At 59.5% G+C, this 17,680-nt stretch carries 15 protein-coding genes; 11 read left to right on the top strand and 4 right to left on the bottom strand.

From position 1 onward, the window contains the following. Position 1: 1 nt before the first annotated feature. Complete coding sequence (locus AB5767_RS08280; protein ID WP_271745857.1) at positions 2-1,012, bottom strand: LacI family DNA-binding transcriptional regulator; 1,011 nt, start codon at positions 1,010-1,012, stop codon at positions 2-4. A gap of 415 nt (positions 1,013-1,427) precedes the next feature. On the opposite strand from AB5767_RS08280, the gene AB5767_RS08275 reads away from it, so the two are divergent. The 6 genes from AB5767_RS08275 to AB5767_RS08250 all read left to right on the top strand — a co-directional run bounded on the left by AB5767_RS08275 (position 1,428) and on the right by AB5767_RS08250 (position 7,518). Then, positions 1,428-2,900 carry a PTS fructose transporter subunit IIC gene (locus AB5767_RS08275; RefSeq protein WP_156599829.1) on the top strand — a complete coding sequence of 491 codons (1,473 nt, stop codon included), beginning with the start codon at positions 1,428-1,430 and terminating at the stop codon, positions 2,898-2,900. Between the two features lie 144 nt (positions 2,901-3,044). Then, complete coding sequence (locus AB5767_RS08270) at positions 3,045-4,319, top strand: class II D-tagatose-bisphosphate aldolase non-catalytic subunit (RefSeq protein ID WP_006235615.1); 1,275 nt, start codon at positions 3,045-3,047, stop codon at positions 4,317-4,319. Positions 4,320-4,538: 219 nt separating this feature from the next. After that, positions 4,539-5,222, top strand: a complete 684-nt coding sequence (fsa, locus tag AB5767_RS08265) for a fructose-6-phosphate aldolase (protein ID WP_349115349.1) — start codon at positions 4,539-4,541, stop codon at positions 5,220-5,222. Positions 5,223-5,285: 63 nt separating this feature from the next. Further along, a complete protein-coding gene (locus AB5767_RS08260; protein WP_195361472.1) occupies positions 5,286-6,116 on the top strand; it encodes a transketolase in 831 nt (276 codons plus the stop codon). After that, on the top strand, positions 6,116-7,054 hold the full coding sequence (locus AB5767_RS08255; protein WP_368132220.1) for a transketolase family protein: 939 nt from the start codon (positions 6,116-6,118) through the stop codon (positions 7,052-7,054). Before AB5767_RS08260 ends, AB5767_RS08255 begins: the two co-directional genes overlap by 1 nt. 11 nt (positions 7,055-7,065) lie before the next feature. After that, positions 7,066-7,518, top strand: a complete 453-nt coding sequence (locus tag AB5767_RS08250; RefSeq protein WP_161162227.1) for a PTS sugar transporter subunit IIA — start codon at positions 7,066-7,068, stop codon at positions 7,516-7,518. Between the two features lie 782 nt (positions 7,519-8,300). Here the strand turns inward: AB5767_RS08250 and larE are convergent. Then, complete coding sequence (larE, locus tag AB5767_RS08245) at positions 8,301-9,179, bottom strand: ATP-dependent sacrificial sulfur transferase LarE (protein ID WP_368132221.1); 879 nt, start codon at positions 9,177-9,179, stop codon at positions 8,301-8,303. A 173-nt stretch (positions 9,180-9,352) separates the two neighbouring features. Here larE and AB5767_RS08240 point away from each other — a divergent pair, with 173 nt between their 5' ends. Continuing rightward, positions 9,353-10,003, top strand: coding sequence for an HAD family hydrolase (locus AB5767_RS08240; RefSeq protein WP_368132222.1), 651 nt, complete (start codon positions 9,353-9,355; stop codon positions 10,001-10,003). Between the two features lie 113 nt (positions 10,004-10,116). Here the strand turns inward: AB5767_RS08240 and AB5767_RS08235 are convergent, their stop codons facing one another. Continuing rightward, positions 10,117-11,229: a LacI family DNA-binding transcriptional regulator gene (locus AB5767_RS08235; protein ID WP_368132223.1), complete on the bottom strand. Its 1,113-nt coding sequence runs from the start codon at positions 11,227-11,229 to the stop codon at positions 10,117-10,119. 311 nt (positions 11,230-11,540) lie between these two features. Between AB5767_RS08235 and glmS the strand changes: the two genes are divergently transcribed. Continuing rightward, on the top strand, positions 11,541-13,388 hold the full coding sequence (gene glmS / locus AB5767_RS08230; RefSeq protein WP_118373168.1) for a glutamine--fructose-6-phosphate transaminase (isomerizing): 1,848 nt from the start codon (positions 11,541-11,543) through the stop codon (positions 13,386-13,388). Positions 13,389-13,501: 113 nt separating this feature from the next. Here the strand turns inward: glmS and AB5767_RS08225 are convergent, their stop codons facing one another. Continuing rightward, positions 13,502-14,203, bottom strand: coding sequence for a GntR family transcriptional regulator (locus AB5767_RS08225; RefSeq protein ID WP_050766156.1), 702 nt, complete (start codon positions 14,201-14,203; stop codon positions 13,502-13,504). 193 nt (positions 14,204-14,396) lie between these two features. On the opposite strand from AB5767_RS08225, the gene AB5767_RS08220 reads away from it, so the two are divergent. From AB5767_RS08220 to AB5767_RS08210, 3 genes are all read left to right on the top strand, one after another. Next, positions 14,397-15,431 carry a YeiH family protein gene (locus AB5767_RS08220; protein WP_368132225.1) on the top strand — a complete coding sequence of 345 codons (1,035 nt, stop codon included), beginning with the start codon at positions 14,397-14,399 and terminating at the stop codon, positions 15,429-15,431. A 280-nt stretch (positions 15,432-15,711) separates the two neighbouring features. Beyond that, positions 15,712-16,929 carry a helix-turn-helix domain-containing protein gene (locus AB5767_RS08215; protein WP_368132226.1) on the top strand — a complete coding sequence of 406 codons (1,218 nt, stop codon included), beginning with the start codon at positions 15,712-15,714 and terminating at the stop codon, positions 16,927-16,929. 84 nt (positions 16,930-17,013) lie between these two features. Next, complete coding sequence (locus AB5767_RS08210; protein ID WP_368132227.1) at positions 17,014-17,589, top strand: hypothetical protein; 576 nt, start codon at positions 17,014-17,016, stop codon at positions 17,587-17,589. Positions 17,590-17,680 lie beyond the last annotated feature (91 nt).

Genomic DNA, 17,680 nt, shown 5'->3' with positions numbered 1-17,680 from the left:
GCTAGATCGAGGTGGAACCGAGCCAATTGAGTTTGCATTCGAGAATGCGCTGCTCACCGGGCGTACTGCTGCCATCAAGTAGGGCGAGCAGCATCTCGGCTGCTTCGCGACCTTCCTGGTCGACGGGCTCGATGATCGTGGAGACGGTCGGCGTGGTGAGGTTGGTCCAGTCTTCGCAGTTGAGTCCCAAAAGGCCGATTTGCTTCGGAAGTAGATGGGCCATGGGCTGGAGGGCCTTGTAGACACGGGGGAGTGCCCACTGATTTTGCACGAAGATAAGGGTTCGCTTGGCGGGGTTGAGCTTGTATTTAAAGTATTCGGTGAGCTCGCTGATTGACGGCTTGTTGTGATCGATGGGAATGGCTTTGTAGAGCTGCCCATTCGCGGCCAATGCCTCGGCATATCCCTGAAAACGTTCCATGCGGGTGCGCATTTCGGTCATATTGGCGGCAATGGAGAAAAAGTCCTCGTAGCCGGCATCGAGAAGCGCCTGCGTGGCATTGTATACGCCGTCGTAGAGGTTGGTTTTGATCCAGCTGGTTCCTGGGCTGTAGATGGCCGCGTCAAAAAAGACGACGGGCTTGCCGGCGCGCTTGATGCGGTCGTGGACGGCCTTGAAATTTGCCGTGGGCTGGATGATAAAACCATCGACGCCCAGCGAGAGCATTTTGTCGACATATATGAGCTCGGTCTCGGGGTCGAAATTGCTGGTGCAAACGACCGTCTGGTAGCCCGCGGGGAGCATGACTTGTTCCATGCCGTTGAGGACGAGGCCCGCCCACTTGTTGGTGTTATCCAAAATGATGATGGCGATGACGTGGGTCTGCTTGCCGGTGAGCGTTTGCGCTTGGGCGTTGGGAACGTATCCGAGTTCCTTGATGACGCGCGCAATCTTTGCCTGCGTCTTCTCGCTAAGCTTTTCTCGTTTGTCGTTGAGGTAATACGAGACGCTTGCCGTCGAGGTTCCCGCCTCTCGAGCGACGTCTGCGATCGTAACGCGCTGTTTTGCCACAGCGACTCCTTCCGACAGATGAGCATTTTCCAACATGATGACTTTGAGTCTTGGTGAGGGATGCGCTTCGGTGAGCGACTTTTTCCTTTCATATGAGTATGCAACAAATGCGGTATACGGGTGGGGTCGAAATTTGTGACCGGCATGCGCATCTGCCGTCTACCGAGAAAATCAAATACTTCTTGACTTTTGAAATCGAGGGTAAAATCGCAGGATTCATTTTTGGTTAAACGCATAACTAAATCGCATAACTAATGCCCTGACCTGCGCGTTTACCGAATTGAGCTGGTTTTATCAATGCCAGCACCATATATTGGTCTTGTCGAAAAGACAGCAAGTCCAAACGGCAGGGGATGCTCCGGAGGCCTCCGCAAACGGTGTCTTGCGCACGCAACTCTATGAAAAGAGGGAAGCAATGAAGATCGTAGGCGTTGCCGCCTGTACCGTGGGTATCGCTCACACGTATATGGCCCAGAAGGCGATTCAGGATGAATGCGCCGCCCGTGGCATCGAGTGCAAAGTCGAGGCTCAGGGTGGTCTGGGTATCGAGAACGAGCTGACGCAGGAAGACGTGGATTCCGCCGACCTGGTGCTCGAGTCCGTCGACGTGGGTGTCGAGAACGAGGATCGTTTTGAGCAGAAGATGGCCGAGGGCAAGTTCCTCAAGGTCGGTACTTCCGATGTGATCGCCGATCCGGTCAAGATTATCGACCAGGCCGTTGAGACCATTAAGGCGACGGGTGGCGCAGTTTACGCGCCCAAGGCCGAGGCCAAGGCAGAGAAGAAGGCCGTCTCCGCTGCCCCGCAGGCCCCGACACCGGCGTCCAAGCAGTCCATCTTTGCCGATCCTGGCAAGACGCTGCTCAATGCGTTCAATACCGGCGTTTCCTATTTTATCCCCATCGTCGTTATCGGTGGCGTGTTCCTTGCCTTTTCGTTGGCGTCCGGTACTGCCGGTGCTAGCGGCATGGAGGTCACCAACCCGTTGATGGTGAGCCTTAACACCATCGGCATGGCCGGCATCTCTATGATGATTCCGGTGCTTGCGGCATACATCTCCTACTCGATGGCCGGCAAGCCCGCGCTTGCCCCTGGCTTCGTCCTGGGCTACTTGGTTAACAACGCCGTCGTCACCCCGAGCGGCAACAGCGTTTCGACCGGCTTCTTGGGTGCCATGATCATGGCGGTTATCTGCGGCTACTTTGTCCGCTGGATGAAGACCTGGAAGGTCAACAACACCATTCAGACCATCATGCCGATCTTGATCATCCCGATTCTGACCTCTCTCGTCCTGGGTATGGCCTACATCTACATCCTGGCCACGCCGCTTGGCTTTGTGATGGATTGGCTCACCAGCGTGCTCGGTAGCTTGCAGGGCGGCTCCGCCGTTGTCCTGGGCCTGGTCATTGGTGTTATGACCGCCTTCGATATGGGTGGCCCTATCAACAAGACCGCTTCGACCTTTACCATGGCCATCATGGCCTCCGGTATCTACGGCCCCAACGGTATGTTCCGCGTCGCCGTCGCCATTCCCCCGATCGCCTGTGGTCTCGCCGCGCTCATCGCCAAGAACAAGTTCGATGACGCTGACCGTCAGATGGGCATCTCCGCGCTGTTCATGGGCTGCATCGGCATTACCGAGGGCGCTATCCCCTTCGCGGTCAAGGATCTTGGCCACACCCTGCCCGGCATCTGCATCGGCTCTGCCGTGGGCGCGGCGCTTGCCGCCTTCCAGGGCATCGATTGCTACGTTCCGCATGGTGGCTTTATCGTCGCCCTGGCCACCAACAACGTCGCGCTGTTCTGCCTGGACATCGTGATTGGCTCCTTGGTCGCCGCTGCAATCCTGATTGCCATGAAGCCCACGCTCGATAAGCAGGCCAAGTAAACCTTTAAGGACTCCGGTTGTGCGGAGGGATGGATTTGACTCCGCACAACCGCCCCTACACAACAAAATCCATCCGTACTGATAGGGCCCACATCTGGGTCCCAGGGAACTTTTGTCAAAAATCCTCTGGAGAAGGAGAACAAAATGTCCAACCTCACCATCCGCCAGGCCGTTCAGGGCATGCTCAAGCTACAGGATAGCGGCGATCACGCAACCATGGTCGGCATTGGCCCCATGAGCCCCAACCTGATTCAGGCCGTGTTCGAGCTTGCCAAGGACGAGGATTTCCCACCCATGTTTATCGCCAGCCGCAACCAGGTCGATATGGACGAGATGGGCGCCGGCTACGTCAACGGTTGGGACCAGACGCGCTTTGCCGCCGACATCAAGAAGGTTGCCGACGAGGTGGGTTACACCGGTCCGTACTACCTGTGCCGCGATCACGGCGGTCCGTGGCAGCGCGACGAGGAGCGTAACGCCCACCTGCCCGAGGACGAGGCCATGGAGCTCGCTCGCAAGTCATTCGTCGCCGACATGGAGGCGGGCTTTGACCTGCTGATGGTCGACCCCACCAAGGACCCCTATCAGATCGGCAAGGTTATTCCGCTCGACGTGGTGCTTCGCCGCACGATCGATCTTATCGACTACCTTGAGCAGTACCGTCGCGAGCATAACCTGCCCGAGGTTGCCTATGAGGTCGGTACCGAGGAGACCAATGGCGGCCTGACCTCTACCGACAAGTACGAGGAGTTCATTTCTCAGCTGCAGCCCGAGCTCGAGAAGCGCGGCTGCCCCATGCCCACCTTTATCGTCGGTCAGACCGGCACGCTTACCCGTTGGACCGAGCAGGTCGGCCATTACAACTTTAAGAACGCCCGCGAGCTCGCCGATATGGCAAAGCGCTACGGCGTGGGCCTGAAGGAGCACAACGCCGACTATCTGGATGACGCAACGCTGCTCGAGCACATCCCGGCTCACGTGACGGCCTCCAATGTCGCCCCTCAGTACGGCACCGAGGAGACCCGCGCTTACCTCAAGCTCTGCGCTACCGAGCAGATTCTGGTCGACAACGGCCTGTGCGACGATCCCTCCGACCTGTATCACACGCTGCTGGTCAAGGCTATCAAGACCGAGCGTTGGCGCAAGTGGATGACCGGCGACGACGTTAACCTGCAGGTTGACGACATTCTGGCCGACGACGAGCTCAGCCTGAAGATTCTGGATGTCTCCGGCCACTACGCCTTTAACGATCCCGAGGTCAAGGAGCAGGTCGAGAAGCTCTATCGCAACCTCGCTGCCCAGGACATCGACGGCAAGCGCTTTGTGATTGAGCACATCAAGCGCCCGATCAAGCAGTACGTCGTCGGTCTTAACCTCAAGGGCGTCACGAGCCGTATCGAGAAGGCTCTCGAGGACTAAGTAGTTCCGGCGTTTTGACAAACGCCGGACCGGTCGACGCTGCGCGGGCATCTGCCGGGCAATCTGGCGCTCAAGCCGTCGCTCGCGTACCAAAGTACGCTTCGCTCCTCTTTCGCACCACCTTGCCACGGCAGCTGCCCGCTCGCTGACGTTGGATTGACCGACGATCGGGCCGCTGTCCTTAGGATTACTAGCAATTCATTTGAAGGAGTTTGCACCATGAAGTTCTTTATCGATACCGCCAACCTTGACGAGATCGCCGAGGCTAAGAGCTGGGGCTGCCTTGCCGGCGTCACCACCAACCCGTCCCTGTACGCCAAGACCGGCGGCAAGCTGGCCGACTTTGAGCCTCACATGCTCAAGATCGCCGAGCTTTGCGAGGGCCTGCCCGTGTCCGCCGAGTCCACCGCGACCACTGCCGAGGGCATGATCGAGGAGGGCAAGCGCCTTGCCGCCCTCGCCCCCAACATTGTGGTCAAGCTCCCCGTTTGCGAGGCCGGCCTCGCCGCCTGTCGCGCGCTGGCCGATGCAGGCGTGCGCGTCAACATGACGCTCGTCTTCTCGCCGACGCAGGCCCTTATGGCCGCCAACGCCGGCGCTCGCTACATCAGCCCGTTTGTGGGACGCTTCGACGACATCGCCGAGGACGGTATTTCGCAGCTCGACAACGTTGTGACCTGCGTCAAGAACTATGACTGGACCGGCAAGAACGTCGACGACACCGTAGAGATTATCACCGCTTCGGTCCGCACGCCCAACCACGTGACCCAGGCCGCGCTACTCGGTGCCGATATTGCGACCGTGCCCATGGCCGCTCTCAAGAAGTGCCTGCATCATCCGCTGACCGACCAGGGCCTCGCCTCTTTTGAGGCTGACTGGCAGAAGGTCGTCGCTCAGGCTTAACGAGTGGATTGCCCCGGCATCGTGTCATCCGGTGCCGGGGTTGTTCTCAAGAGAGGAATTCGTATGACCAACCAGGAGCTGGCGAAGGTCGCCAATGAGGTCAGGAAGGGTGTCGTGACTGCGGTTCACGCGGCCAAGTCGGGACACCCGGGTGGATCGCTCGGTGCTGCCGACATCATGACGTATCTGTACTTTGAGGAAATGAATATCGATCCTGCCGACCCTCACAAGGCCGATCGCGATCGCTTTGTGCTCTCCAAGGGTCATGCGGCGCCGGGCCTGTATTCGGTGTTGGCAAATCGCGGCTATTTTCCCGTCGAAGAGCTCGAGACGCTCCGTCATATTGGCAGCCGACTGCAGGGTCATCCCAACATGAACGACGCCCCGGGCATCGATATGTCCACCGGATCGCTCGGTCAGGGCATCTCTGCTGCAGTTGGAATGGCGCTTGCCGCTAAGCACTGGGGCGACGGCTACCGTGTCTACACGTTGCTGGGCGACGGTGAGTGCGAGGAAGGCCAGGTGTGGGAGGCGGCCATGTTCGCCGGCAACCATGCGCTCGACAATCTTGTTGCCGTCGTCGACCACAACGGCTTGCAGATTGACGGTACGATCGATGAAGTCAACTCGGCCATGCCGCTCGCTGACAAGTTCCGCGCATTTAAGTGGCATGTGATCGAGCTTGCCGACGGTAACGACATGGCGCAGATTGAGGCGGCTTTCGCTGAGGCTCGTGAGGTGACCGGCGTGCCCGTCGCTATCATCGCCGAGACGGTGAAGGGCAAAGGCGTCTCCTTTATGGAGAACCAGGTTGGCTGGCATGGCAAGGCGCCCAATGACGAGCAGTTTGAGCAGGCCATGGCCGAGCTCGCGGCAGCAGGAGAGGAGCTCTAATGGCAGACGTCAAGAAAGTCGCCACGCGCGTAAGCTACGGCGAGGCGCTCGTCGAGCTGGGCAATGAGCACGATGACTTTGTAGTGCTCGATGCCGACCTGGCAGCCGCTACGCAGACGGGTAAGTTTAAGGCTGCTCATGCTGAGCGCTTTTACGATGCCGGCATCGCCGAGAGCAACCTGATGGGTCTTGCCGCCGGCATCGCGACCACGGGCCGCGTTGCTTTTGCGAGCACCTTTGCGATGTTTGCCGCCGGTCGCGCCTACGAGCAGGTCCGCAATTCCATTGGCTACCCGCACCTCAACGTCAAGATTGGCGCTACCCATGCCGGCATTTCGGTGGGCGAGGACGGCGCCACGCATCAGTGCTGCGAGGACATTGCGCTCATGCGCACGATTCCGGGTATGACGGTGGTCGTTCCCGCCGACGACGTCGAGGCTCGTGCCTGTGTGCGCGCCGCCTATGAGTTTGAGGGCCCGGTTTACATGCGCTTCGGCCGCCTGGCAACACCGGTCATCAACGATTACGAGGACTATGAGTTCAAGATTGGTCGCGGCGTGGTCGTGCGCGAGGGGTCCGATGTGACCATCATCGCTTGTGGCCTTATGGTCGCCGAGGCGCTTGAGGCTGCCGAGGCGCTCGCTGCCGATGGTATCGATGCCGAGGTCATCAACATGCACACGATTAAGCCGCTTGATGAGCGCCTGGTGGTTGCCAGCGCCAAGAAGACTGGTCGCGTGGTCACCGCCGAGGAGCATTCGATTATCGGTGGTCTTGGCGAGGCCGTGGCCTCGGTGCTCGCAGAGCAGCATCCGGTGCCGATGCGACGCGTCGGCGTGCGCGATGTGTATGGCGAGTCCGGCCCTGCGGTCGATTTGCTGCACAAGTACGGTTTGGACGCCGACGGCATCGAAGCTGCGGTTAGGTCCGTGTTGTAAGGAAGGTTTCCATGGGATTTGTATCTGCCAACCAAGTGACGATCGGGTATACCGCTGCCTCGCGCGAGGACGCTCTGCATTATTTGTCCGAGCAGGCCATCGAGCTCGGCTTTGCCGATGACGCATCTGCCGTAGAGGCTGCCTTCATTGCTCGCGAGAACGAGGCCGAGACCGGCCTTGTCGCCGGTTTTGCCGTTCCGCATGCCAAAAGCGACGCAATCCATACGCCGGGCGTTGCCGTGCTTAAACTGGTCGAGCCCGTTGAATGGCCGAGCTTCGATGGGGTACCTGTCGATGTTGCGCTCGCGCTGTACGTGCCTGCCGGCGAGGCTGGAACCACGCATCTGCGCCTGCTCTCCAAGGCTGCCGTAATGCTGATGGACGCCGGCTTCCGCGACAAGGTGCGCGCGAGCACCGATCCCGTTGAGATTGCGGAGCTCATCAATAGCGGACTCGAAGACTAGGACGGTCATCCCGTTCAATCAATCGATCCTTCTCCAAGGAAAAGGGCCGCGACGCCATATAGGTGTCGCGGCCCTGTTTGCGTTTCCCCAGATAAAACCTGCCAAAATAAACCTGTCCCTTTTTGGCAGGCTAATCGTGAGTTATTTCACCGCAACTTAGGGCACGGTTAGGAAGTGTGCACCTTAAAGAGTGGAGCCCTTGATTAGAGAGATTGCGCTCGCCTCTCTAAATGTCTCTCTAAAGAGAAGGTTGGTTAGAGAGATAGCATTAGGCAATCTAGCAGCGAATTCGATACATCTCTCTAAATGTCTCTCTAAAACAAGGCGCTTATCTCTCTAAAGTTAGAGAGATAAATCTATTGTTTTAGAGAGACGGAATGCCAAGATTTGTCCGTCAGCTACCATCTGCCAAAAATGGCGGATAAAGGGCTCATCGAAGTAATGGGTTCATCGACGAGTCGTAACCGCCGATATCGGAAGAAGTAGATGCAGCCGGGTCGTCTCTCTAGTGCCTCTCGAAGTTAGATGGGTGCTAGAGGGGCGACTGCCTCGCGATATTTCCCCAGATAAAACCTGCCAAAATAAACCTGTCCCTTTTTGGCATGTCAGTTAACGCAGTCCAGGTTGAGCATATGCGAGCGAGCGGGCTCCGGGTGCGGTAAGGTGACGTGAAACAAGCGGGCGCTGACCTTTTGGTCGCGCCCGTGAAGTTGAACGTCAGATTGCCGTGCCCGGGGCCTGCGCAGCGCCGAGCAGTTACGCCGTTTGTAAAACGGCGTAACCTAAAGATTCATGGCACCGTGAATGTAGGGGGTGACCTCGGGGGAGATATGGTCGCAGCCCAGCTCGCGCAGCGCGGACTCGATGGCGGCGGGCAGCGGGGTTTTGCCCTCGGCGTCAACGGCGTTGCCACCGAGGGTAGCAATCTTGGCGACATCTGCGGGTGCGGCCTCGATATGCATGCAGCCGCCGATCAAGCGCGCGCGTACCTGTGCCAGATCAAGATCGTGCAGGTAATCCTCGCAGGCGCGGATTAAATCGACCTTCTCGCGCGTAAGCTCCTCGCCCGTGGGGACGCGGGTGGCAAGACATGCTCCCGCCGGCAGGTTCCAAACGGGATAGCCCCATGCGCGCAGCAGCTCGCGCTCTTCGTCCTTGGTAAAGCCGACCTCCATGAGAGGGGAGCGTACGCCGAGCTCTTTTGCCGCACGCATGCCGGGGCGGTAGTCACCGCGATCGCTTGCATTGCTGCCATCGATGACGGTGGGAAAGCCGAGCGACTTGGCGTGGTTGACGATGGCGGTAAAGCCGGCGTGCTTGCAGTGGTAGCAGCGATTGGCATCGTTGCAGGCTACCTGGGGGAGCTGCAGCTGATCCACCGAAAGATTGAGCACGGGGAGTTTAAAATGCGGTCCTTCATTGGCTTGTCCATCAACGGACCGCTCAAACGAAGCCTGCTCGGGCGTGCCGATGAGCGGCGTGGTGAGATGGACGAGGAGGGTATTGGTAGGCATGATGCGGGCGCATACGGCGGCCAAAAAGCTGCTGTCGACGCCACCGGAAAACCCGATAGCCACGCGCCCGTATGCCAAAAGCAGCTGTTCGAGCGCCGATAGCTTGTCTTGAAGCTCCTCTGCGGGTGCCGTGGTGTCTAAAATCATGAAACGATCCTTATCGTTGAGTACTCGATTGAAAACTATAATCCTAATGCGTTACTTGCCATAAGACTTCTATCTGTGTAACGAAAGTGCAATATGGTATATACGTTATATACAAGTTGTCAAATGCGGTAGAGTTGCGGCAATGCGACAGCGAGAGTCGATGGGGGACCGATATGATCAAGGCTGTTATTTTTGACATGGATGGAACGCTGGTCGATACCGAGCGTTTGGGGATTAGGGCCTGGAAGGCAGGCGCCGCTGAGCTGGGGCTCGCGATTGATGAAGCGCTGATCCATCAGTTTATCGGTCGCACGCTACCCGATGTCATGAACATCCTCGATAAGCATTACGGCAGCCACGAGACCGCCGAGGCGATCTATGTCCGCCACAAGGAGATTCGCGACGAGACGGTCAAGACCGATCTGGAGCTTAAGGCCGGCGCTGCCGAGTGCATAGACGAGCTGTTGGCTGCGGGCTATCACGTAGGCCTTGCAACGTCATCGCGCCATGTTACGGCCGAGCGCAACCTTAAAGCATTCGGTCTTTTTGACAAGTTTGAAACGGTAACGTGTGGCGAGGACGTCGTGCATGGCAAGCCCGACCCCGAGATGTATCTGCTCGCCTGCGAGCGCGCGGGCTTTACTCCCGAGGAATGTGCCGTGGTCGAGGATTCGCGCAACGGCTGCGTCTCGGGCATTACGGCTGGCTGCCACGTCTTTGCCGTCCCCGATATCGTGCCGCTGCCGCAGGACGTGGTGGATGGCTGCGAGGCCGTGCTCGATACGTTGTTCGATCTGGCGGCGGCGGTCAAGGCCGTGCGCTAGACAATTGCGGCGTTGAAACGAGCAATTGCTTACGTTTGCGCTTAAACAAAAGGGGTCCGGCAATGGTCGGGCCTCTTTTGCTTGAGCGGCGACTTAGCATACTTGCGGGCGTGCTATAGATACGCACCGAGGTTGATGGCCGTGGCGTCGGTCTGGCTGCTTGCCTGGGTGCTGGCGCGTTCCAGCAGGAACGGACGTACCAGTTCTTGGCGGTTGATGTCCTCGGCGGCGGTGACTGCGGTGACGGTGCGCGCTGTAGAGCCGACGCGGATATGCTTGGTCTTTGCTGGGGCCTTGTTCTCGATTTGCTCCATGAGCAATTGAACGCCCTTGCGGCCAATCTCGTAGCCCGGGGGCGCTACCGTAGTGAGCGGGACCGATCCGCTCCAAGCGAGTGGGTTGCCATCGCAACCTGCTACGCGTACTTGCCCGGGGACAGAGATGCCCTTGTCGACCAGCGCCGAGATAACGCCCGAGGCCAACACGTCGGTCAGGCCGACGACAAAATCGGGGCGTTCGTTCGCGGGGCGCTCGGCGATTTGGGCACCGATGCCGTAGCCGTCGGCAGCGGTATTCCATTCGCCGGCGTCGATGACTTCGATCTTGATATCGGGGTGCAGAGCGAGGGCCTTGTGAATGCCAAGCACACGTAGGGTGAGCTGCATAAATGCTGCTCGGCCGACGACGACAATATGGTGCGCGCCGCGGGCGATGGCGAGTTCGGCAATGATGCGACCCTGGGCCTCGTTGTCGGCCGCTACGTAGTAGCCGGGCTCGGAGCAATGGATGTCCAGGTGGACGATCGGCACGGGCATCTTGGCCATGGCGGGGTGCCAGTCGGGGGATGCCATGGGCTGAACCATGACGCCGGACATCTGCGTGCCCATAAAGTAGCGCAGGTAATGGTCCTCGAGAATATCGTCGTTATCGGCGTTGGCGATGAGCAGGTCGTAGCCGTGCTTGCGGGCCTCGTTGTGGGCGCCGCTGGCGATTTGGAGCGAAAAGCCGTGATCGAGACGGGGGAGCACCAGGCCAAAGGACTTGGTGGCGCCGCCCGCGAGCTGACGAGCGCTTTGGTTGGGCAGGTAACCCAGTCGACTGATGGTTTCGTTAATGAGCTTGAGGGTCTCGGGACGCAACTTATCGGGATGGTTGAGCGCGTTGGAAACCGTGCCCAACGAAACCCCGGCTTCGCGCGCGACGTCGCTGATTTTTACCTTTGCCATAGCGGCCCCTTTGATGCGTTTCAAATACAAGCCAGATTGTAGCATCCTAAACCTACCAAAAAGGGACAGGTTTATTTTGGCAGGTTTATCTGGGGAAACGCCGTTGCCAGCGCGACTGCCACGAAGGGGACAGGTACCTTTGTGGTGGTTTGGACCGGCTGGACGTGTGTGCATCGGGTGGTATCTAAGTTGAGATACCACTTCTGGTATATCAGCTTGCGTTTGCGTGAGTACAATACTCGAACGTTATACGTCTCAGCGCCCGTCGTGCGTGGGCGTTTTGCAGTCACGCGAACGAAGGGATTTATCCTATGTGCGGAATTGTCGGCTACACCGGCTCTGATATTGCAAAGAACATCCTGGTCACAGGCCTTAAGCGCATGGAGTATCGCGGCTATGACTCCTCGGGCGTCGCGCTTGAGGTAGGCGAGGGCGCCGCGGCGCATCTCGACGTTATCCGCCGCGTGGGTAAGGTCGCGGGTCTGGAGAGCGAGCTTTCCAATATCGATAGCGACGCAACCTGCGGTATCGGTCACACCCGTTGGGCTACCCACGGCAAGCCTTCCGTCGTTAACGCTCATCCCCACACTAGCTGCGACGGTCGCATCGCCATCGTCCACAACGGCATTATCGAGAACTTCGCCGAACTGCGCGAGGAGCTGGAGGGCCGCGGCCATCACTTTAAGAGCGAGACCGATACGGAGGTCTTCGCGCATCTGATCGAAGAGGCCTATGCCGAGACGCACGACCTGATGGCCTCCGTGCGCGAGGCTTGCACCCACGTGGTAGGCGCCTATGGCTTGGCCGCCGTGTGCGCCGACGAGCCTGGCGTGATCGCCGTTGCCCGCAAGGACTCCCCGATTGTGGTCGGCGTGGGCGAGACCGGCTCCTACGTTGCTTCCGACGTCATCGCGCTCATCGACGCCACCCGCGATGTCGTGGTGCTCGAGGACGGTCAGTTTGCCAAGCTTACGCCTGCGGGCGTCGAGTACACCGACGAGGCCGGCAATGTCATCGAGCCCAAGGTCACCCACATCGATTGGGATCTGGACATGGCCGAAAAGGGCGGCTATCCCGACTTTATGCTCAAGGAGATTCACGAGCAGCCGCGCGTCGTGCGCGACACGCTGGTTGGCCGTATGACGCCTGCCGGCGAGCTCGATATCGATGAGCTGGGCCTGTCCCTCGAGGAGCTCAACGACATCGACCGTGTCTACGTGATCGCCTGCGGCACCAGCTATCACGCAGGACTCATCGCAAAGAACCTTATTGAGGGCTGGGCTCGCATTCCCACCGAGGTCGAGGCTGCCAGCGAGTTCCGCTATCGCAACCCCATCATCACGCCGACGACGCTCGTCGTTGCCGTGTCCCAGTCGGGCGAGACGGCCGATACCCTCGCCGCCATTCGCGACGCGCGTATCAAGGGCGCCAAGGTCTTTGGCATCACCAACGTGGTGGGCAGCCCCGTGGCGCGTGAGAGCGACGGCGTCATTTATACCAAGGCCAACAAGGAGATCGCGGTCGCCTCGACCAAGAGCTTCATCGGCCAGGTTGTGAGCCTCACGCTGCTGGCTCTGCTGCTGGCGCAGGTCAAGTACCGTCTGACCACCAAGCAAGCGCGCATGATGTTCCGCGAGCTTTCCGATACGGCCGAGCAGATCCAGTGGATTTTGGACACGCAGACCGAGGCCGTGCACGAGGCCGCCCTGCTATGCAAGGACGCGCAGTCGGCGCTGTTCGTGGGACGCGGTATGGGTGCCGCTATTTCCTACGAGGGTGCGCTCAAGCTCAAGGAGGTCAGCTACCTGCACGCCGAGGCCTACGCCGCTGGCGAGATGAAGCACGGCCCCATTGCCCTGATCGACCCGGGCTTCCCTGTCATCGCTGTGGCCACCAAGAGTGCCACCTACGACAAGACCGTGTCGAACCTTATGGAGTGCAAGGCGCGCGGTGCCAAGGTCATCGTCGTTGCCACTGAGGGCGACGAGGAGATCAACAAGATCGCCGACTGCATCATCCGCGTGCCGGCAGTCCGCGACGTGTTCAGCCCCATCACGGCGAGCGTTCCTCTGCAGCTGCTCGCACGCGAGGTCGCCATCCTGCGCGGCTGCGACGTCGACCAGCCCCGCAACCTGGCCAAGAGCGTCACCGTCGAGTAGTTGGTTCCGCCGTTCTAGCGACTAAGGCCCGGCTCCGCATCAAGACGGAGCCGGGCCTTGTTGCATTTGCTCGGATAAAACCTGCCAAAATAAACCTGTCCCTTTTTGGCAGGTTAGCGGAGCTTGCTGGTCTCGAAGTACTCGGGGAACTGGTCCAGAACCTCGGTTTGATTGCGGAACATCATGTGCAGGTGCTTGCTGACCAAAAAGCTCGCTTCGATGGGGTCGCGACCGGCGATAGCGCGGCGAATCTGCTTGTGCTCGTTCACGATGTCCTGATTGTCGAGAACCTGCGTGGCAGCGCGCAGCCAGCGGAAGCGCTCAAGGTCGGCATTGGTCTCTTCGAGCCACGACCACACGGTGCTGCGACATGCGATGCTAAAAATCATGTGATGCATGAGGTTGTCGCTCAAAAAGAAGCCGATGCGATCCTCTTCGGCCATGGCCTTTTCCTGCAGCACGATGGCGCGGTCGAGCTGCTCGATGCCGGCCGACGTGGCGCGCGCACAGCACTCCACAATCACCTGCTTTTCCAGATGCTCGCGGATGTAGCAGGCACTCTCGGCAAGGGTGAGGTTGATGGGTGAGACGTAGGTGCCGCTCTGGGGCACGGTGCGCACCAGGCCTTCCTGCGCCAAGCGAACCAAAGCCTCGCGCACGGGCGTGCGACCCATGTCCAGGTCATCGCAAAGCTGCTTGACGCCCAGCTTTTCGCCCGGCTTGTAGTCCAAGTAGACGATTTTGCGTCGAATGGTGTGATAGGACTGGTCCTGTAGGCTCGTTTCCTGCTCGCCGACGTGCATCGATTCTTCCATAGCGCCTCGCAACTGTTCTATCAAACTCATATGTCAGTTGTTAATTATGCCGCGAATCAGCTCTCCGCGGTGGGTAATTCGGCTGTTGCCTGAGAACTATTGCGGCATCTTAGTCTGTGTTTGCGCAAGGCTGCGCTCAATGTTGCCGTATCATAAGCCGTCGCAAACGTGAAATAGAAAGAAGGAATCCCATATGCAACTGGCAAACATCGTACGCGAGCGCTGGAAAGGCGTCTTGTTCTGCCTGATCATCGCCATTCCCGCGACGTTGCTCGGCAAACAAATTGAGGTGGTCGGCGGTCCGGTATTTGCCATCCTCTTTGGCATGGTCCTGGCGCTCGTCTTTCCCAAGAATCGTCGCGAACAGCTTGTCGCCGGCGTTACCTATACGTCCAAAAAAGTCTTGCAGTACGCGGTCATCCTGCTTGGCTTTGGCATGAACCTCTCCCAGATTCTGTCCAAGGGCGCCCAGTCGCTGCCCATTATCGTGGCGACAATCTCGACCTCGCTTGTCATCGCCTTTGTGCTCTGCCGCGTTATGAACGTGCCGGGCAAGATCGCGACGCTTGTGGGTGTGGGTTCGTCGATTTGCGGCGGTTCTGCCATCGCCGCGACCGCGCCCGTCATCGATGCCGACGATCGCGAGATTGCCCAGGCTATTTCGGTCATCTTCCTGTTTAACGTTATCGCGGCGCTCGTGTTTCCAACGCTTGGCGGCATGCTCGGGCTGACCAACGAGGGCTTTGGCCTGTTTGCCGGTACCGCCATCAACGACACCTCGTCCGTAACGGCTGCGGCGAGCGCTTGGGACAGCATGCATCCCGGCGCCAATGTGCTCGAGAGCGCCACGGTGGTCAAGCTCACCAGGACGCTGGCCATTATTCCCATCACGTTGGTCCTCGCATGCTGGCAGATGCATCTGGCACGCAAGGCCGGTGGCGACGCTAAGAGCACGTTCTCGCTTAAGCGCGCGTTTCCCATGTTTGTGCTGTTCTTTGTGCTGGCGAGCGTAATCACCACGGTGCTTCAGCTTCCCGCGTCTTTTACGGCGCCCATCAAGGAGCTGTCGAAGTTCTTTATCGTGATGGCCATGGCGGCAATTGGCTTTAATACCGATATCGTCGAGCTGGTCAAAAAGGGCGGCAAGCCCATCGCGCTGGGCTTTTGCTGCTGGATTGGCATTGCGTGCATGAGTTTGGGAATGCAGCACGTGCTGGGAATCTGGTAGAGAAGTAGCTTATTTGCGTGCTGCGTGCTGCGTGCTGCGCGCTGGTGAGCGCAAGCCTGCGGTGGAGCGATAGGAGCTCTTGCGGGTATGGCTTGTCCGCAGGTTTATAAGTCCCGAAGAGCTCTTATCGCCCCGCCAGGATGGCGATGCGGGGCAACACCTATACTCGCAGGACGGCGCTTTCTGCCCTATAGTGCTTGGTGAGCAATATCGTTCAATTTTGAAACACTTGGTCGTGCGACCGTCGGCGGTTGCACGTCGCTGCGGACAGGGGCAAATCATGGATAGCGATGCCAAGCTGAACATCTTGACCGAGGCCCTGGCTGCTGCCGGGGCCTCGGCATTGGCAATCGATGCGCGTGGGGACGTCGCGATCTCGACCATGAATGACACGGCGCTCGAGCGGGATGTGGCGGCTTTTGTCGCTGAGCGCCTCGACCGTATAGGAGACGGCGCGCGTCTGGTTATGGGGCGTGCGGGTACGCGCCTGAGCCTGACCGTTCGCCCCACCGACAAAGAGGGCGGGGGCCTTTGGGTCGTCGTGGTCCGCGAGGTGCGCGGCGCCGCGGCGCATGCGGGCATCGAGTGGCTCAACGCCGACGAGGTTGAGGCCCGCTACGAATCGAGCGCGTACGGCATCGTTGAGGGGGCGGCCTCGGTGGCTGCGCCGGTTGCCGAGAGCTACGCGCGCGGTGTGCCCCTTATGCTCGAGGGTGAGCTGGGAGCGGGTCAGGTCGAGATCGCCAAGCGCCTCTATCTGGACGGTCCTTTTGCCGATCAGCCCTTTGTTTCCGTTGCGCTCGATGAGCTCACCGATCGCGGTTGGCGCCATATGCTCAAAAGCTCCGAATCGCCGCTGTTCCAAACGGGGCTGACCCTTTGCATTGAGGGCTGGAACGCGGTTGGCCCCCAGCGCCTCCGCGAGCTCGTTTCCACGATGGCCGACACCGCGTTGGCGACGCGCTGCCATGTGGTGCTGACGGCGAATGACATGCCGGGCGGCAGCGAAAGTGATCAAGTCGCCTTTGTGACCGAGCGCTTCGCCTGTGCGGTGAGCGTGGCGCCGGCAATCGCCGAGCAGGGAGCCGCGTCGACGAAGGCTGCGCGCTATTTGGAATATCTCGCTGATGCATTTGGGACGGCAGCGCCCACGCTGTCTGCCGCGGCGACGAAAACGCTCGATGCTTACCGCTGGCCGCGCAATTATCTGCAGCTCCGCGAGGTCTCGGAACGACTGTATATATTGGTGGGGGCGGGCACGGTGGACCGCGCTGTGGCGGAGGAAGTGCTCGCCCAAGAGGACGTGATTAAGACCGCAACCTTTGGCGCCCCGACGCTCGAAAGCGATCTGTATATCCTGCGACCGCTGGCCGATACCGAGCGAGATATCGCGCATCTGGTTGTAGATCATCTCCACGGCAACCGAACCCGTGCGGCGGAGGTGCTGGGCATAAGCCGTACAACGCTGTGGCGCTTGCTGAAGGACGATGACCGTTGAGCGAGGCGCCCGTGACCGCGCGCGACGCGTGTGCTACAGTCCAAAGCGTTATTGTTTCGATTTGGTTACGGCGTGCGAGGGCATATGGCTGAGACTTCAAAACCGAGCCGCAGAAGGCGGAGTGCCGCGCCGGTCAACCGACGCACAACATCGGTGACGTGGGGCAAACACGCCTCGGGGTTTGATGGCTCGTTCAAGCGCACTAAATACGGCTATCCTTCGGCAAGCGCCCGCTTGGCAATGCAGGCAGAGTCCTCGCTGTGGGGCCGCAAACGCGTGGTGGGCTCAAAGCTCAAGCACGACGGAACGCTCGGTTATATTAGCCGCGGGGCGGCTCGCCGCAGCGGACTCAATCCGGCTGGTTGGCACCGTTATGTTCCGATCGCGGTCGCCGTTGCAGTGATCGTCATCGCACTCGCTGCGCTTGGCTACGCCGGCGGTGGCGCCAACTTGGACGCAGTGTTTAAATCGCCCGAGCTCGCGCATGCAGGCACAGAAGTTGTCGAGGGCGCTCAGACCCAGACGGGCGTCGCGCCCCAGCGCGGTATCGTTGCGGTGGCCACCACTATTGCAGATGCTCAAAAGGACGAAGACAAGCAAGGCGATGACGCCGAAACGGCCCAGACGAACGAAACGACGACAACTCAAATATCAACATAGCTTGCCGGCAGAAGGGGACGTTCCTTTTAATATGAGCAGGACATTGTCAAGAGGCAAAATCGGGCCTGGCCCCAACGATATGGGGTCAGGC

This window comes from Collinsella aerofaciens, assembly GCF_040926265.1.
Taxonomy (GTDB): Bacteria; Actinomycetota; Coriobacteriia; order Coriobacteriales; family Coriobacteriaceae; genus Collinsella; species Collinsella aerofaciens_BB.
Note: the sequence above shows the minus strand (reverse complement) of the source record. Positions and strands in the feature narration are given on the sequence as shown.

What these genes read in the sequence shown, in the direction of transcription:
- AB5767_RS08275 (WP_156599829.1), top strand. Translation starts at nt 1,428, where the DNA reads ATGAAGATCGTAGGCGTTGCCGCCTGTACCGTGGGTATCGCTCACACG.
- AB5767_RS08270 (WP_006235615.1), top strand. Translation starts at nt 3,045, where the DNA reads ATGTCCAACCTCACCATCCGCCAGGCCGTTCAGGGCATGCTCAAGCTA.
- fsa (WP_349115349.1), top strand. Translation starts at nt 4,539, where the DNA reads ATGAAGTTCTTTATCGATACCGCCAACCTTGACGAGATCGCCGAGGCT.
- AB5767_RS08260 (WP_195361472.1), top strand. Translation starts at nt 5,286, where the DNA reads ATGACCAACCAGGAGCTGGCGAAGGTCGCCAATGAGGTCAGGAAGGGT.
- AB5767_RS08255 (WP_368132220.1), top strand. Translation starts at nt 6,116, where the DNA reads ATGGCAGACGTCAAGAAAGTCGCCACGCGCGTAAGCTACGGCGAGGCG.
- AB5767_RS08250 (WP_161162227.1), top strand. Translation starts at nt 7,066, where the DNA reads ATGGGATTTGTATCTGCCAACCAAGTGACGATCGGGTATACCGCTGCC.
- larE (WP_368132221.1), bottom strand. Translation starts at nt 9,179, where the DNA reads ATGATTTTAGACACCACGGCACCCGCAGAGGAGCTTCAAGACAAGCTA.
- AB5767_RS08240 (WP_368132222.1), top strand. Translation starts at nt 9,353, where the DNA reads ATGATCAAGGCTGTTATTTTTGACATGGATGGAACGCTGGTCGATACC.
- AB5767_RS08235 (WP_368132223.1), bottom strand. Translation starts at nt 11,229, where the DNA reads ATGGCAAAGGTAAAAATCAGCGACGTCGCGCGCGAAGCCGGGGTTTCG.
- glmS (WP_118373168.1), top strand. Translation starts at nt 11,541, where the DNA reads ATGTGCGGAATTGTCGGCTACACCGGCTCTGATATTGCAAAGAACATC.
- AB5767_RS08225 (WP_050766156.1), bottom strand. Translation starts at nt 14,203, where the DNA reads ATGGAAGAATCGATGCACGTCGGCGAGCAGGAAACGAGCCTACAGGAC.
- AB5767_RS08220 (WP_368132225.1), top strand. Translation starts at nt 14,397, where the DNA reads ATGCAACTGGCAAACATCGTACGCGAGCGCTGGAAAGGCGTCTTGTTC.
- AB5767_RS08215 (WP_368132226.1), top strand. Translation starts at nt 15,712, where the DNA reads ATGGATAGCGATGCCAAGCTGAACATCTTGACCGAGGCCCTGGCTGCT.
- AB5767_RS08210 (WP_368132227.1), top strand. Translation starts at nt 17,014, where the DNA reads ATGGCTGAGACTTCAAAACCGAGCCGCAGAAGGCGGAGTGCCGCGCCG.